This window comes from Sinorhizobium sp. P24N7 (genome assembly GCF_042436655.1).
GTDB classification, from domain to species: domain Bacteria; phylum Pseudomonadota; class Alphaproteobacteria; order Rhizobiales; family Rhizobiaceae; genus Sinorhizobium; species Sinorhizobium meliloti_A.
The window spans coordinates 1-406 of sequence record NZ_JBHMIW010000145.1; the positions used below are offsets into that span (position 1 = coordinate 1).

Consider the following 406-nt stretch of genomic DNA (forward strand, 5'->3'; position numbering starts at 1 on the left):
GATCGTAGTGGCGTTACCTGCGGCGACGTTCACGTTGAATCTCCTTCATCGCTTCGGTGACTGGGTCGTCATACATGGCGCTGAAATCGAGGTCCTGGCGTACGTAGACAAAGATCCGCTCGCCTTGGCTGACGCTGATGGTGGGAGGAATTCGCAGGTTTTCGCTCAAAGCTTGGTTCGCCATATCCGAGAAGGTCTCGGCGATGGTTTCGCGGGCGAGCTCCTCGCCACGTTGTGCCTCGCTGTTGTCGTCGCCGAACGCCTCGTCGCTTCCGTAGCCGGTCAGGAAGCTGGAGCCGGCGCCGACGACCGAAAGCATGATTGCGGAGCCGAACCGCTCGCGCCATTTGTTGTAGACATGGCCGGTCAAGCCCGAGCGCCCCAAGCTATACGTGCCGATGGAGTT

The 406-nt window shown here is 60.1% G+C and carries 1 protein-coding gene; it reads right to left on the bottom strand.

Annotated features, from left to right (window positions below; all coding sequences use genetic code 11):
- Positions 1–13: 13 nt before the first annotated feature.
- A partial coding sequence (locus ACFHWW_RS34355; protein WP_379943859.1) for a TrbI/VirB10 family protein occupies positions 14–406 on the bottom strand: 393 nt, incomplete at its 5' end.